The following is a 14,242-nucleotide window of genomic DNA, read 5'->3' on the forward strand; positions in this document are numbered from 1 at the left end:
CTTAGCTTAGCTTAGCTTAGCTTCCCTGCTCGTCTCCATGCGGCAACCGATCGGCCAATGTGGCAAGCGTGCGCTGCTCTCGCGCAGGAGCCTGCGCCTGACCGATCAATTCCTTCACGCTCTGATAGATACCTTCCGCCGTCAACCCATACCGCTCGCGCAGAAAGTCTTGTGGTCCTTGCTCAATGTACCAATCAGGCAGCCCGAGAACCTTCGTTCTCACATCCGTCACGCCGCCGTCCGACAGGGCTTCGAGTACTGCTGAACCGAACCCGCCCATTCTACTGCCTTCTTCAACGGTCACGACATAGCGAACTTTCTTCGCGACCCCAACGATCAAATCCTGATCCAACGGCTTCACAAAACGCGCATTCACGACCGCTGTTGAAATACCTTCTGCTTCAAGCCGTTTTGCGGCCGTCACCGCATGCCAGACCGACACACCGATCGCGACGATTGCGACATCTGTGCCTTCCTGCAAGAGCTCACCTTTCCCGATCGGCAAGGCCTTAGGTTCCTGATCCATCGTCACGCCCAGGGTCAGCCCTCGAGGATACCGCACCGAAGCGGGGCCGTCATGCTGGACGCAGGTCTTCAGCATATGCTGCAACTCATTTTCATCCTTCGGCGCCATGACCACCATGTTCGGCATGTGGCGCAGGAACGCATAATCGAACGCCCCGTGGTGCGTCGTCCCGTCTTCCGCCACTAACCCGCCGCGATCGATGCAAAAAGTCACCGGAAGATTCTGGGTCGCAACATCGTGCACCACCTGGTCGTACGCCCGCTGCAAGAAAGTGGAATACATGGCCACCACCGGGCGGAGGCCCTGCGTCGCAAGACCAGCCGCAAACGTCACCGCATGTTGTTCGGCAATACCGACATCATAAATTCGGTCCGGAAATTCCTTCTCGAAGATATTCAGGCCGGTCCCTTCACACATCGCAGCCGTAATCGCGACGATGCGCTTATCGTGACGGGCCAGCTTCACTAATGATTCGATAGCGATCTGCGTATAAGACGGTCGAGCCGCTTTCTTGGCCGGTGCCCCGGTTTCCCGCACAAAAGGCGGACAGGCATGGAACCAAACCGGATTGTTCACCGCAGGCTCATAGCCCAATCCCTTTTTCGTGATGACATGGAGCAACACGGGCCCCCTCATCTTCAACACATTATCCAAGGTCGGAAGCAGATGCTCAAAGTTATGGCCGTCGATCGGTCCGGCATATCTAAACCCCAGCTCTTCAAAAAGCAGCCCGGGGAGGATCGCACCCTTGGCCAATTCTTCTGCCCGGCGAGCCCACTTCTGCATATCCTGCCCGATATGGGGAATCTTCCCCAACAGTTGCCCCGTTTCCTCGCGCATCTTGGTATAAAACTCTCCGGTGAAGGTCCGGTTCAAATATGAGGAAATGGCTCCGACATTCTTCGAAATGGACATTTGATTGTCGTTCAGAATGACCAGGAAGTCTTTCCCCAACCCTCCAGCATGGTGCAGACCTTCCAGCGTCATACCGGCGGTCATGGCGCCATCTCCGACGACACAGACGACCTTGTGATGCTGCGCCAATTGCTCACGGGCAGCGACCAGCCCAAAGGCGGCGGACACGCCGGTACCAGCATGGCCTGCATTGAACGTATCGTAGACACTCTCCTCGCGCTTGGTGAAGCCGCTCATTCCCCCGTACTGACGGAGCGTATGAAATTGCTCCCGGCGCCCGGTAAGGAGCTTATGTGCGTAGGCTTGATTGCTGGTGTCCCAGACGATTTTATCTTGTGGCGTATCGAGCAGATAGTGCAACGCGACAGTCAGTTCAATCACTCCGAGGTTCGAGGCCAGGTGCCCTCCGACATTAGAGACCACGCCGATAATCTGTTCCCGCAGTTCCTGGCACAAGACAGGAAACTGCGCCGGTGAGAGCCGTTTCAGATCAGCAGGGCTGTGAATGGTCTTCAAGATCGACATAGCAGATGCTCCTTTGCATGAATGCATGGGTCTGTAAGAACGAGCTGGGTCGGATACGCACTGGCGAAGCAACGTAGCAGCTTACAGGTTAACAGTTCGGATTTTCACATGGAACCCCCATGTTGTCAAGCGGTTAGCCAGCCGACATTCCGCACTTCCCCTCTCACTCATGACTCGAATCGATGAGTGAGGACCGTCGAGGCCGTACAGTCTTCCGACCCACCAGTGATGAAATCCGCGTTCTCGACGCCGGAGACCGGCCAACGCAGTCGAACTCCTGCGCAACGGCCGTCACGGTTAGTAGGGGAAATCCAACCCAGCATAGATCGCGCCGCCTTCCCGGCTGTAGCCGTAATCGACACGCCCGACGACATTGGGTCGCACGATGCCGCGGAATCCGACACCAGGAGTCATGCGATAACTCTTAAAACTGACATCCTTATAATCATTGAAGACCTGTCCGGTATCCAGAAACGGCGCGACTTCGAAATCCGCGATAACGCCCGCAACCCTCGTCCTCGCCAAATGAATCCGCTCCTCGATACTGAGCGACACGAGATGCTTGTCGATGAAGCGGTCGACGCCGAATCCACGCAAATTGTTTTGCCCACCCAATGAACTTTGCTCGAAGAACGGAACCTGTGTCCCAATGGTCGCCTGGAGGTCCGCACGCACGACGAGAATTGCGCGCTTCGACTCGCTCGGGAACAGTTTCTTCACCTCGACTTCGTAGCGGGAATAGACGGGATGATCGCCGTTGCGGATATTCTGATTGACCTCGGCATACGCCGTCACGGCCATCCCATCGGTAGGCGTGACCAAATTATTGCGTGTATCGTAATAGAACGTCGCCCGGTGGCCGAGAATGATCGACTCGCCCTGCACGCCATCCACCGTCGAAAATCGGTCACCGGTAAAGGGAAGATCGGTGGCGCCCTTCTGCAAGCGCACGTCGCGGACACGCTGGCCGACGGCAATCTGGGTCACTTCGTTGGCATAGACCCCGAATCGCCAATTCACTCGCCCCTCACGCGCCGTATAGTTCGTCTGTTGCGGCTCAGAGGTCGCTTCTCCTACCCCAAAAAAACGAGAGGTGGCATTTTTGAAAAACGAGGCGCCGAAATTCAGGGAGTAGCGTCCCTGGCTGAAGGCTGGATCGGCATAACTGAAGACCAGTTTCCGCTCGATCCGCTCCGTGAAGGAGCCGATGAAACGAATCTCACGCCCACCCGGTTCGTACCGAAACAGATTGAGCGCCCCGCGCGTCCCCACGATGGAGTTGCGAACGACCATCGGCGCGACGATATATTTCAACTCCCCATCGGGATCTGTAATCAATATCGGCGTGATCAGCCCGACATCGTTCCCATCGTTCTTGCTGGTCGACACGGACGGAACCGGGAAGTATTGAACGTCGGCTCGTACGGACTCAGGCAACGAGATGGCATTCGCCGCAAGAAACAGGAGGGCAACGGCGATACAGCCGCGCAAGCTTGTCATGGAGTTCCTGGAAATCTCTACGGGGCTTTAATCTTATCGGACTTCTTGCGGAGCTGATCGATCAAGTCGGCATAACTTGAGGAGCGAAGAATTTTCGTGAACTGCCCACGGTAGTTACTCACCAAACTCACGCCGTCCACCACCACATCGTAGACTCGCCACTCCACACCCTTGTTGAGCAAGCGGTAATCGAGAGGAATTTCCGTCTTACCGGTCAGCACCTTCGTCCGCACCTCGGCAAACTCCTTATCGACCCGTTCATTGAGGTACTGCACCCCCTCACCGGAATAGGTCTCGACCTTGTCGGCATAGGAGTTCGTCAAGAGCGTCTGGAACAGGGCAACGAACTCTTGTTTGTCTTTATCGGCGAGCGTATTCCAGGAAGCCCCGAGCGCCCGTCTCGACATTTCAGGATAATCGAACCGGTCCCCGACAACCTGCTCCAATCTCTTCCGGCGCTCTTCAGCTCTTGCCGGTTGTTTCAGCTCCTTGTCCTGGATGACCCTGAGCACCTCGTCGATGGTGCTCTTCATGGCCTCAGTCGCGCCGCCGGCGACTGCCGGCTGGACTGCCACAACGCTGAGCAACAACAGTAGACAGGCCATCCCACTCGCGGCCCTGGCCCAACTCCATCTCTGCGCTGATCGACCGGCAGACCCCTTGATCTCCATGGATACTCCTCCCCCCTGCTAAATGCCCGCCTGTTCTCTACGATCGGATGATCAGTTCACTTTGCCATGCACATACTGACTCACCAACTCCTCAAGATCGAGGCCCGATTCAGTATCGCGTATCGTATCCCCCGGCTTGAGCGGATCGCCACCCCCTCCCGGAGACAGCGCGAGGAATTTCTCTCCGATGATGCCCCGCGTTTTGATAGAGGCAATCGTGTCGGTGTAGAGCTTGACGGTGTTATTGACCGCCAACTTCACCATCGCGCGATCCTCTTTGAGCACAATCCCGCGGACCCGACCGACTTCGACTCCGGCGATTTCGACCGTCGAGCCTGGCTTAAGCCCCGAGGCCGTATTGAACTGCGCGTCGACCTCGTAGACGTCGCCGCTGACCAACTCGAGTTTCCCGAGCTTGACCGCCAGATACCCGAGGCACAAGATGCCGACGAGCACGAACACACCGACCACCATCTCTAGCTTGGCTTTTTCCATCCTTAGTACTCCCCCTCTCACCCAACGAGCGATCCAGGCAACGCCACAGTCCCACCGACTGAAATAAATTCGTGAATCTCCGGATCGGTGGTCCGCTGGAACTCAGCGGCCGGGGCCATCAATGCAATCTTGCCTTTCCGAAGTATCGCTACCCAATCGGAAATCCCGAAGATCTCCGGAATTTCATGGCTGACCATCACCGCCGTAAAGCCGAACCGCCGCTGCATCGTGACAATTAAGTCGTGAATCGATTTCGCCATCAACGGATCCAGCCCGGTCGTGGGCTCATCGAAGAGAATGATTTCCGGCTCCATGACCAACGCCCGTGCCAATCCTGCCCGCTTTCGCATACCCCCGCTCAACTCGGCAGGAAACTTGTGTCCCATCCCCGCCAGCCCGACTTCCCCGAGCTTTTCCTCAACCCGTTTGGTCACCGCCGAGCCCTTCATGCGCAATTTTTCACGCAACGGGAAGGCCACGTTCTCGAAGACCGAAAGAGAATCAAACAGTGCGGCCCCCTGAAACAGCATGGCAAAACGCTTCCGCACATCGTTCAATCGTGTGCCCGACAGCCTGGATATCTCCACATCGCCGACCCATACCTCACCGCGATCCGGCTGCATCAGCCCGATCATGTGCTTGAGGAGCACACTCTTTCCCTCTCCACTGCGGCCAATAATGGTCGTCAACTTGCCGACGGGGATCGTGAGATCAACGCCCTGTAACACCGGTTGTCCGCCCAGCTTTTTTTCAACGCCAACGAGCTTGATCATGGGTATTTAGAGCAAGACCGAGGTGAGAAAATAGTCCCATACGAGGATCAGCACCGACGACAAGACCACGGCTTCCGTCGTGGCACTCCCCAATCCCTCGGCACTCTGTCTCGTGTAGAATCCTTTATAGCAACAGATCCAACTGATGATCAGCCCGAAGCTGATCGATTTGAGAATACCGCCGTAGATATCTTTCCATTCCACAGCCGATTCGATCGAGTTCCAGTAGGCCCCTTCGCTCACGCCCAACAAATCCACTCCGACGAGGGATCCGCCATAGATACCGACCACATCGAAGATCGCCACGAGCAACGGCACCCCGATCACGCCCGCCACCAATTTCGGTGCGATCAGATATTGCATCGGGTTGATCGCCATCGTATCGAGCGCATCGATCTGCTCCGTAATCCGCATGATGCCGATCTCGGCAGTCATGGCTGAACCGGCCCGCGCTGTCACCATCAACGCCGCCAGCACCGGGCCCAACTCCCGGATCATGCTCAACGCCACCGCAGAACCCAGTAACCCCTCGGAGCCGAACTTCCGCAAGCTGTAATAGCCTTGAAGCGCCAGCACCATCCCCGTAAAACCCGCCGTCAGCACGACGACAAACACGGATTTATACCCGATGAAGTGGAGCTGTTTCATAATTTGATGGAATCGAAAGGGAGGCCGCACCAGCCAGGCACAGGCCGACAGCACAAATAACAACATGCGACCCATCTCCTGTATACGGAGGATGGCCCGCACACCCAGCTGTTCAATCACATTCGTCATCAGTTACCTAGACAAGCGAGAAGATTCGATGTCTGACTTCGCATAAAGTTGAAACCATTCGGTCAATCGATCCGCTGCCACTCGGCTCTGTATTCGCAGCCGATTCAGCCCTGCGAAACCAGTGGGGTGGCGGATGAGCGCCCACATACCTTTCATCCAGCCAGTGGGCCTGAGAAAGAGGTTGAAGTCAAGAGGGAGATCTTCATCCACGAGATCGGAAACCGTCCGCACGATGGCCATCGGTACACCCCGTTTACGAGCCACCGATGCCAACGCGGCGCTTTCCATATCGAGCCCCGTCGCGTCAGTCAAACGACGCAGCCGGCGCTTCTCCTCGGACTGCCACACCACTGTCGATCCGGACACAATCTTGCCCACTCGCACGACCATCCCTGCATCCTGTGCCACGGCGAGAAGACCTGAGCGCACAGCCTCATCACACAACATCGAGTCATGCCCCATCGCACCCGCTCCGTCACTCGGCACGGACGACACGGCGGTTCCAACGATGAGGTCTCCTACTTGAGCCGGTATCAGCGCGCAGGCAAAACCCGTAGAAATGACCAACGACATCGGCTGCGCCTTCAACACATCGTCAGCAACCGCGCTGGCCGCAGCGGGACCGACGCCGGTTTGAATGAGCCAGTAGGTGCGCTGCCCACGCTGCCCAATCCGGCAGCGGACTCCGGCAACGGTCGTAACACGATCCGTGACGATTGCCTGCTGAACCGCCTGGAGTTCCCAGCGAGTCGCAACAAAGATGGCGATGGGATACATCAACGATCCTCAGCGAGGCAACCCCGCGACATGGCGGAGGCCAGCGGAGCGATCAACGGTCGGCTCGATGGCACCCGGATGCCAAGACCTGCTCACGCACTTCATCAGCCCGCATGTGTCCGCGCGTCCGTAAGTTCCGGTACATGGCCAAGGCCCACAGCGGGAAATATTGGCAGTACCAATGATAGCGGAGATAAAACACCCGAGGGAAACCGGTGCCTGTATGGCGAACCTCTTCCCACGAGCCATCCTTCAGTTGATGGCGAAGCAGATACTGGATACCTCGAGCGACGCTAAAGGCATCGGTCATCCCGGCCGACATCAGGCCCATGATGGCCCAAGCCGTTTGAGACGGGGTGCTGTCTCCCTTCCCGCTCCACGCAGGATCGTCGCCGTACGAATGACAGGACTCGCCCCAGCCGCCATCGGGATTCTGTTTCGACTCAAGCCAAGCGACCGCACGCTGAATATAGGGCTCCGAAAGATCCACCCCGATCGCCCGCAGCCCTGCCAGAACGGACCAGGTACCATAGATGTAATTGACGCCCCACCGGCCATACCAACTACCATCGGCTTCCTGCTCTCGCCTCAGAAACCGGAGAGCCGGCCCCACAGCGGGGTGTGTCTGATCGTAGCCCAGCGCTGCAAGCATCTCGAGGCAACGTCCAGTCAGGTCTGACGTACTCGGATCGAGCAAGGCATGGTGATCGGCAAAGGGGATATAGTTGAACACGATACGATTATTATCCTTGTCGTACGCGCCCCAGCCGCCATCGGACCCTTGCATGGCGAGCACCCAGTTCGTTCCCCGTTGAATAGACTCTTGCAGTTCAGACGTCTGAGCCATTCGAACTTTCGACAACGCCATCAACACAACGGCCGAGTCATCCACATCGGGATAGAGCTCGTTCTCAAACTGGAAGTACCAACCTCCCGGTTCTGCGTTGGGGGCCGAGAACTTCCAATCTCCAACCGTTTTCGTCTGGCGGGAAGCCAAGTATGCAGCCGCTTTCTGGAGCGAGGGATGGTCCTGCGGCATGCCAGTTTCAATAAAAGCATTCATGAGTAATGCCGTGTCCCAGATGGGAGAGTGGCACGGCTGGAGATGTAGGGCTTCGACGCGCTGATCGCCGATCGACACGATGCTATAGACTTCCAGCGATTCAATTTCCTGGAATGCCTTCCGGACCAAAGGATCGTCGACCTGATACCCGAGGCAGCGAAGCGCCACGATCGAGTTCGCCATGGCCGGATAGATTGCCCCTAACCCGCCACTGCCCTTGATGTGGTCCAACATCCAGGTGGCCGCCCTATGCAAGGCCTTCTCGCGCAACCAACTCAGCGGCATCCGGTCGTAGAGTTTGAGCACCCCGTCCAATTGGACGAAGAAATTATGCGGGGTGAACCACCGTTGATCCTTATTGAACGGTGGCACGTCGCGATAGCGAATCTCCGCCCTGGGGAAGACATAGAGTTCGTCGATCCCCTGCTCTTTGGGAATACGGCAGACGGGCTGATTCGCAAACACCACCAACAGGGGAATCAGGACGGCACGCGACCAATAGGAAATCGCATAGATGCTGAAGTAGAACCGCTTCGGCAGGAGCATGATCTCCGGCGGCATACTCGGAAGGCCTTCCCAATCGTACTGTTCGAACAAGGCCAGGGTGATTTTCGTGAAGACATTCGCACAGACCACGCCGCCTTTGGCATGAATACAGTCGCGGGCGCGGAGCATGTACGGCTCCTCGGCTGAAATACCGCTCAACTTCAAGGCGAAATAGGCTTTGACCGAGGCGCTGATCTCCGAAGGGCCACCGTAGAAAATCGGCCAGCCACCATCGGGCAATTGCATGGCGCGGAGGTAACGCACCGCCTTGCGTTCGCGCTCCGGATCGACCCGATCGAGAAACCGCCGCAACATGATGTACTCAGAGGTCAAGGTCGTATCGGCTTCAAGCTCCGCAACCCAATAGCCTTCGGATGCATCTTGTTTGGACAAGAACCAGGCTTGACTCCGCCGAACCGCGTCGTCGAGCGCATCCACCGGACTCACGGAATGGCTGGGTGGGCGGCGCATCGCAGGATCGACTGGGGTTGAAATCATGGGTTTGTCCGACACCAGACGCAGCGGTAGAGCCTTGGACAACTCAGTCGCCATCCCCAACTTCTCCGGCACGGAGACGAAGAGACTATCCGATAGACGATCCAGAAACGCTCGAATCAGATTCATTATATTGTTCTGTGGAAAGCTGCTGGTGGATGGGACAATACGAATGACTCGCGTCGTCCCCGTATGAGCTCGAACTACGAGCCGTATGCCCGTAGTACTACCCGTTGTGGGTATATAACAGACACCCTACCCCGAGTCAAGAAACAGAGAGGCGGAAGTCCTCTGAAGTACGCATGTTTTAGCTACTTTGTTCTGCTTAGACCGGTTGCAAGTTCCCCAGTCTCACCGACACGATTTTTGAAATACCCGGTTCTTCCATCGTGACCCCGAACAAGGAGTCTGCAATGGCCATCGTCCGCTTGTTGTGCGTGATGACCATGAACTGTGCACTCGCGGAGAGTTCCCGCAAGACGCTGGTAAAGCGCCCAATGTTCTCTTCGTCCAGCGGAGCATCGATTTCGTCGAGGATACAGAACGGCGTCGGCCTGATCAGAAAACTCGCGAAGAGCAGGGCCATCGCCGTTAAGGTCTTCTCACCACCCGAGAGCATGGTCATACTCTTCAGGCGTTTCCCCGGCGGTTGCACCACGATGTCGACGCCGGGATCCTGTTGCCCACGGTTCTCTGTCGTCTCATCCGCCGGGACCTCGACCAATTGCAGCTCGGCCCGGCCCCCAGGAAAGAACTTCACGAACACTTCGCTGAATTTCTGCTGGAGCTCGGCAAAGGTGCTGGCAAACATATCCTTCGTGGTGAGGTTGATCCGCTGAATGATTTCCTTGAGCGAGCCGATTGAGGTGGAGAGATCTTGTTCCTGCGTCGTGAGAAATTGATACCGCTGATCCAATTCTTGATGCTCCTGAATCGCGGCCAAATTAATCGGCCCCAGGCGATCGAGTTTCTCGCGAAGTTTCTGCAGTTGCTCCCTCATCGCCATCTCATTCACGGCTGAACGGCCTTCCGGAATCGGCGCCTCGCCAAGCGACAGTTGTTCGGCCGTTATCTCCCCAACCGGCGCATCAAGCAGCGTCGCGAGATCGACCTGGTACGTACCAGCGAGCGTAGACTCGACCGTCCCCAATTGCATCCGGACTTCTGCTTTCTTGACCTCCACCGCCAAGCGGGACTCACGAAGAGACGACACCGCACGACGAACTTCCTCTAACCCGGCATCGAGCTGCTGGGCCGCCGCCATATCCTCCGCCTGAGATTCTTGCAATTCGACCAACTGGGCCTTCACCTGGGCGGCCGATTCGCCGAACTCACGACAACGCGTTTCTTGATGTTCCCGTTCAGCTCGGCTCTGCTCGATCGAGACCGTCAGCCCTTCGACATGGCGCGTCACGATCTCGATCCGTGCGATCGCGTCCTGTTGCTCCTGCTCAATCCGGAGGAGGTCGCGCCGATGGTGCTCGCGAGTCGTCCTGAGATCCTGCGCGACCAACTGCGCCTCGGTGAATCGCTCCTGAAGCCCCTGCTTGTCCTGATCGATCTGTCCCACCCGTTCACGCACACGAGTGAGCTCGCCTTCCTGGCCGGCCTTCTCTGCCATCCACTGCGCGAGCTGTGCTTCGGAGGAACGCGTGTCATGCATGAGCCGCTCCACCTCCGCCGAGCCTCGCTGTGCATCACTCATCAACGTATCGATTCGCTGGGAGAGATTGCCCAGCACGTGCTGAAGCCCTGCTTCATCTTTTTGCAAGGAGAGCCCGCGCATTTCTGCGTCGCGAAGCGACTCGACGAGTTGCCGGCCCTGTTCGCGCAACTCCTGCCCCTGCGCCAGCAATCGCTCCCGCCGCTGCTTGCCCTCGTCGACAGATCCCGTCAGCGACAGACGCTGCGCATCCAGCTGCAAGACCTCTCGTCGCCGTTGCAACACACCTCCCGTCGCACTGACCTGTCCACCGGTAATCGTCCCGGCCGCATCTAGGATTTCTCCTGCACGGGTGACGAGAACCGGTCCATCGGGAGCCCCGATGGATAACTGAGACCACAATGCTGTCGCATCCTGGAGCGTTTCGATAAATACGATCCGGTCGAAGAGATAGTTGCGAGCCGCTTCACGTTCGCCCTGAACAGGGATTAAATCGACTGCACGGCCCACCACACCAGACTGACCCTGCACAGCAGCCCACCATTGTTGAGCCCCTGCATCCCGAGCTGTCCATCGAGGATGCTGGGGAATAAATGTGCCCCGCCCGAGATCTTTCCCCTTGAGAAATTCAATCGCGTCACAAGCGGCGACGGGACTATCGACGAACCAGCCCCTGACCCGCTCGCCTAAAATCGCTTCCACAGCCCGATCCCATCCTGCAGGCACAGCCAACCACTCGGCAATGGCATCGCGGACTCCGCTGCAAGCTTTGAGCGCCGTCGATTCTTCATCGCCGCGCCGCCCATAGCCCATATCTTCCTGCAGCACACCTTCCAACGCCCGGAGATGAGAGTCCACCGCCGCCAACTCTTCCGACTGGCGAAGGACCAACTGATCGACCTCGACCAATTCGGCCGCGACGCGCTCATTTTCCTCTTCGACGCCCTGCTTCTGCCTACGCAGATCGGCCACCAACTGCTCTGCCTCCTGGCAGGCCTGCTTGAGCGCCTCACGCTTGTCCGTTGTCGTGACATGCTGCAGCTGAAAGTCTTCCCGCTCGCGGGCCAGACGGACCTCACGGTCCGTCGCCTCTTGAATGCGAGCAGCCAATTGAACCAGTGTCTGCTCGGTATTGGCGACCAATACCGCCAGGTTCAGGACGTCCCGGCGCCCTCGCTCTTCCTCTGCCAGGGCCGCAGTACGCTGATGAACCAGCTCTTTCATCTCCTGCTCAAGTGCCGCGAAAGCCTGCTCACGCTCCGCACATTCACGTTCGAGCGCGACCAGCATACCCTCCAGAGCCGCAATTTCCGCCGTCCCCTGCGTTTGCTCCTGGGTGAGGCGCTCAAGCTCCTGCCCGCCCTGGCTCTGCTGCTGCACATAGAGCTCACCGCGATTACGCTCGACTTCTGCGGCCGTCAAGGCCTGCGCCTGTTGCTGTTCAACTTTCGACAGTTCCTCGCGCCGCTGCCCGATCGCCTCGCTCGCCGTGGCCATCGCGAATTTGATCTGCTCAAGCTCTGCGCTCAAACGTGCCAAACCGGCAACCTGTTCGGACTCGCGATCCCCCAGCTGTTGCAGTTCCTCCTCGACTTCCGCGATCGTCGTTCGAAGCACGCGATACTCATTCGTGAGCAGCTGAATCTCCAGCGATTTGGCCTCCTGATGCAATGTCTGATAGGACCGTGCCTGCCGGGCTTGACGCTCAAGCGAATTCAACTGCTTCTTCACTTCGGCAATAATGTCCCGCACGCGCAAGAGATTCTGCTGTGTCGCATCCAACTTGCGTAACGCTTCGGCCTTCTGCTTTTTATAACGAACGATCCCGGCGGTTTCCTCGATCAACTCGCGCCGGTCTTGCGGTGAGGCGTTGAGAATCTGATCGATCTGCCCCTGGGCGATCACCGTGTGCCCTTTGGTCCCGGCCCTGGTATCAAGCAGAATGCTCCGGACATCCTTCAACCGGCAGACGGTTTTATTGATGAGGTATTCACTGTCGCCATTGCGGTACAGGCGGCGCGTGATCATGAGTTCCTGATATTCAGACAGCTGGCTGGAAAGCCCGGACAAGGGATCCACATTGATCCGATCCAGGCCACTGATCACGAGGGATACTTCGGCCAGGCCAAGAGGCTTGCGCATCTCGGTCCCGTTAAAAATCACATCTTCCATCTTCTCGCTGCGCAGAGCCTTGGTGCTCTGTTCCCCGAGTACCCAGAGAATCGCATCGACGACATTACTCTTTCCGCTTCCGTTGGGCCCCACAATAGCCGTGACGCCATCGGGAAATTCGATCCGGGCCTCCGCGAACGACTTAAACCCCGCCATTTCAAGGGATTTCAAATACATCGGCGACTCCTTCGGTAGCGTGTATCGAAAAAACTCACAGGGAAAGAATGCCCGGCTTTGTAACACAGGCCACCGGAAAAAATCAAAGAAAAACACTGCCGGTGGTAGGACTGGAGAGAGGGACCTACAATGCTTAGGGAGTGGGCCAAGGGGACTGCGGAACGATTACCCCGCCTACGCCTCGACAGATCGGTTGGAAGACTCGATGGTAATCAGTTCCTTAGGGAGGAGAAACTCAACGTCCTCTTCGATCACCGTCAGGTCTTCGACCTCGGCAGGCCCAAAAGTCTTGAGGTAGGTCACGACCTCTTCAACCAGGACCTCCGGAGCCGAGGCGCCAGCCGTAATCCCGATCGCTTTCACATTGGCGAGCCATTCAGGGTTGATGTCGGAGGCGGCATCGATCAAGTAGGACGCAATCCCGCACCGCTCCCCCAGCTCTCGCAACCGGTTGGAGTTCGAACTATTGGGAGAACCGATGACCAGGATGACATCCACCAGCAAGGACAGCTCCTTCACCGCATTCTGCCGATTCTGTGTCGCGTAACAGATATCTTCTTGGTGAGGTCCCTTGATATGCGGAAACCGTTCATGGAGCGCCCCGACGATATCCCGGCATTCATCGACACTCAACGTCGTTTGTGTCACGTACGAAAGGTCATGCGTTTGATCGACCTGCAGATTCTTGACATCTTCTACCGAAGAGACCAGATGGAACTTGTCCGGAATCTGCCCGAGCGTCCCGATCACTTCTGGGTGGCCGGCATGGCCGATCAGAATGAGATCGTACCCCTGCGTATAGTCGCGATTGACCTCGTTATGCACTTTGATGACCAACGGACAGGTGGCATCGATCACATGCAGTCCCCGCCGATTCGCTTCGTCCCAGACCGACTTGGCAACACCGTGGGCACTAAAAATCACCACCGAACCTTCCGGCACTTCCCCCAATTCCTCCACAAACACGGCGCCCTTGTCGCGAAGCGAGTTCACGACATGCCGACTATGGACGATTTCGTGCCGCACGTAGATCGGTGCCCCATACTTCTTGAGCGAGAGATCGACGATATCGATCGCCCGGTCGACTCCGGCGCAAAACCCGCGTGGATTCGTGAGATAGATCTTCATGACGGCGACCTTTCCTTCATACGTACATGACCACATTCG

General features: G+C 57.4%; 10 protein-coding genes. All 10 read right to left on the bottom strand.

The window, feature by feature from the left end; all coding sequences use genetic code 11:
• Nucleotides 1–16: 16 nt before the first annotated feature.
• The 10 genes from dxs to ispH all read right to left on the bottom strand — a co-directional run bounded on the left by dxs (nt 17) and on the right by ispH (nt 14,203).
• Complete coding sequence (gene dxs, locus Q7U76_02870; GenBank protein ID MDO8355316.1) at nt 17–1,966, bottom strand: 1-deoxy-D-xylulose-5-phosphate synthase; 1,950 nt, start codon at nt 1,964–1,966, stop codon at nt 17–19.
• A 297-nt stretch (nt 1,967–2,263) separates the two neighbouring features.
• Nucleotides 2,264–3,466 carry a BamA/TamA family outer membrane protein gene (locus Q7U76_02875; protein MDO8355317.1) on the bottom strand — a complete coding sequence of 401 codons (1,203 nt, stop codon included), beginning with the start codon at nt 3,464–3,466 and terminating at the stop codon, nt 2,264–2,266.
• Between the two features lie 17 nt (nt 3,467–3,483).
• Nucleotides 3,484–4,137, bottom strand: coding sequence for an ABC transporter substrate-binding protein (locus tag Q7U76_02880; GenBank protein ID MDO8355318.1), 654 nt, complete (start codon nt 4,135–4,137; stop codon nt 3,484–3,486).
• A 51-nt stretch (nt 4,138–4,188) separates the two neighbouring features.
• Nucleotides 4,189–4,632, bottom strand: a complete 444-nt coding sequence (gene mlaD, locus Q7U76_02885; GenBank protein MDO8355319.1) for an outer membrane lipid asymmetry maintenance protein MlaD — start codon at nt 4,630–4,632, stop codon at nt 4,189–4,191.
• Nucleotides 4,633–4,649: 17 nt separating this feature from the next.
• Nucleotides 4,650–5,405 carry an ATP-binding cassette domain-containing protein gene (locus Q7U76_02890; protein MDO8355320.1) on the bottom strand — a complete coding sequence of 252 codons (756 nt, stop codon included), beginning with the start codon at nt 5,403–5,405 and terminating at the stop codon, nt 4,650–4,652.
• 6 nt (nt 5,406–5,411) lie between these two features.
• Nucleotides 5,412–6,182 carry an ABC transporter permease gene (locus tag Q7U76_02895; protein ID MDO8355321.1) on the bottom strand — a complete coding sequence of 257 codons (771 nt, stop codon included), beginning with the start codon at nt 6,180–6,182 and terminating at the stop codon, nt 5,412–5,414.
• A 3-nt stretch (nt 6,183–6,185) separates the two neighbouring features.
• Complete coding sequence (locus Q7U76_02900; protein ID MDO8355322.1) at nt 6,186–6,959, bottom strand: hypothetical protein; 774 nt, start codon at nt 6,957–6,959, stop codon at nt 6,186–6,188.
• A 52-nt stretch (nt 6,960–7,011) separates the two neighbouring features.
• Complete coding sequence (shc, locus tag Q7U76_02905; protein MDO8355323.1) at nt 7,012–9,192, bottom strand: squalene--hopene cyclase; 2,181 nt, start codon at nt 9,190–9,192, stop codon at nt 7,012–7,014.
• Nucleotides 9,193–9,388: 196 nt separating this feature from the next.
• Nucleotides 9,389–13,075 (bottom strand): chromosome segregation protein SMC, encoded by a 3,687-nt coding sequence (gene smc, locus Q7U76_02910; GenBank protein MDO8355324.1) that lies wholly within the window; start codon nt 13,073–13,075, stop codon nt 9,389–9,391.
• Nucleotides 13,076–13,249: 174 nt separating this feature from the next.
• Nucleotides 13,250–14,203, bottom strand: coding sequence for a 4-hydroxy-3-methylbut-2-enyl diphosphate reductase (ispH, locus tag Q7U76_02915; protein MDO8355325.1), 954 nt, complete (start codon nt 14,201–14,203; stop codon nt 13,250–13,252).
• Between the last annotated feature and the right edge of the window lie 39 nt (nt 14,204–14,242).

The organism is Nitrospirota bacterium (assembly GCA_030645475.1).
Lineage (GTDB): Bacteria > Nitrospirota > Nitrospiria > Nitrospirales > Nitrospiraceae > Palsa-1315.

Excerpts from the sequence above, each read along its gene's own strand:
- dxs (MDO8355316.1), bottom strand. The coding sequence starts at position 1,966 with ATGTCGATCTTGAAGACCATTCACAGCCCTGCTGATCTGAAACGGCTC.
- Q7U76_02875 (MDO8355317.1), bottom strand. The coding sequence starts at position 3,466 with ATGACAAGCTTGCGCGGCTGTATCGCCGTTGCCCTCCTGTTTCTTGCG.
- Q7U76_02880 (MDO8355318.1), bottom strand. The coding sequence starts at position 4,137 with ATGGAGATCAAGGGGTCTGCCGGTCGATCAGCGCAGAGATGGAGTTGG.
- mlaD (MDO8355319.1), bottom strand. The coding sequence starts at position 4,632 with ATGGAAAAAGCCAAGCTAGAGATGGTGGTCGGTGTGTTCGTGCTCGTC.
- Q7U76_02890 (MDO8355320.1), bottom strand. The coding sequence starts at position 5,405 with ATGATCAAGCTCGTTGGCGTTGAAAAAAAGCTGGGCGGACAACCGGTG.
- Q7U76_02895 (MDO8355321.1), bottom strand. The coding sequence starts at position 6,182 with ATGACGAATGTGATTGAACAGCTGGGTGTGCGGGCCATCCTCCGTATA.
- Q7U76_02900 (MDO8355322.1), bottom strand. The coding sequence starts at position 6,959 with ATGTATCCCATCGCCATCTTTGTTGCGACTCGCTGGGAACTCCAGGCG.
- shc (MDO8355323.1), bottom strand. The coding sequence starts at position 9,192 with ATGAATCTGATTCGAGCGTTTCTGGATCGTCTATCGGATAGTCTCTTC.
- smc (MDO8355324.1), bottom strand. The coding sequence starts at position 13,075 with ATGTATTTGAAATCCCTTGAAATGGCGGGGTTTAAGTCGTTCGCGGAG.
- ispH (MDO8355325.1), bottom strand. The coding sequence starts at position 14,203 with ATGAAGATCTATCTCACGAATCCACGCGGGTTTTGCGCCGGAGTCGAC.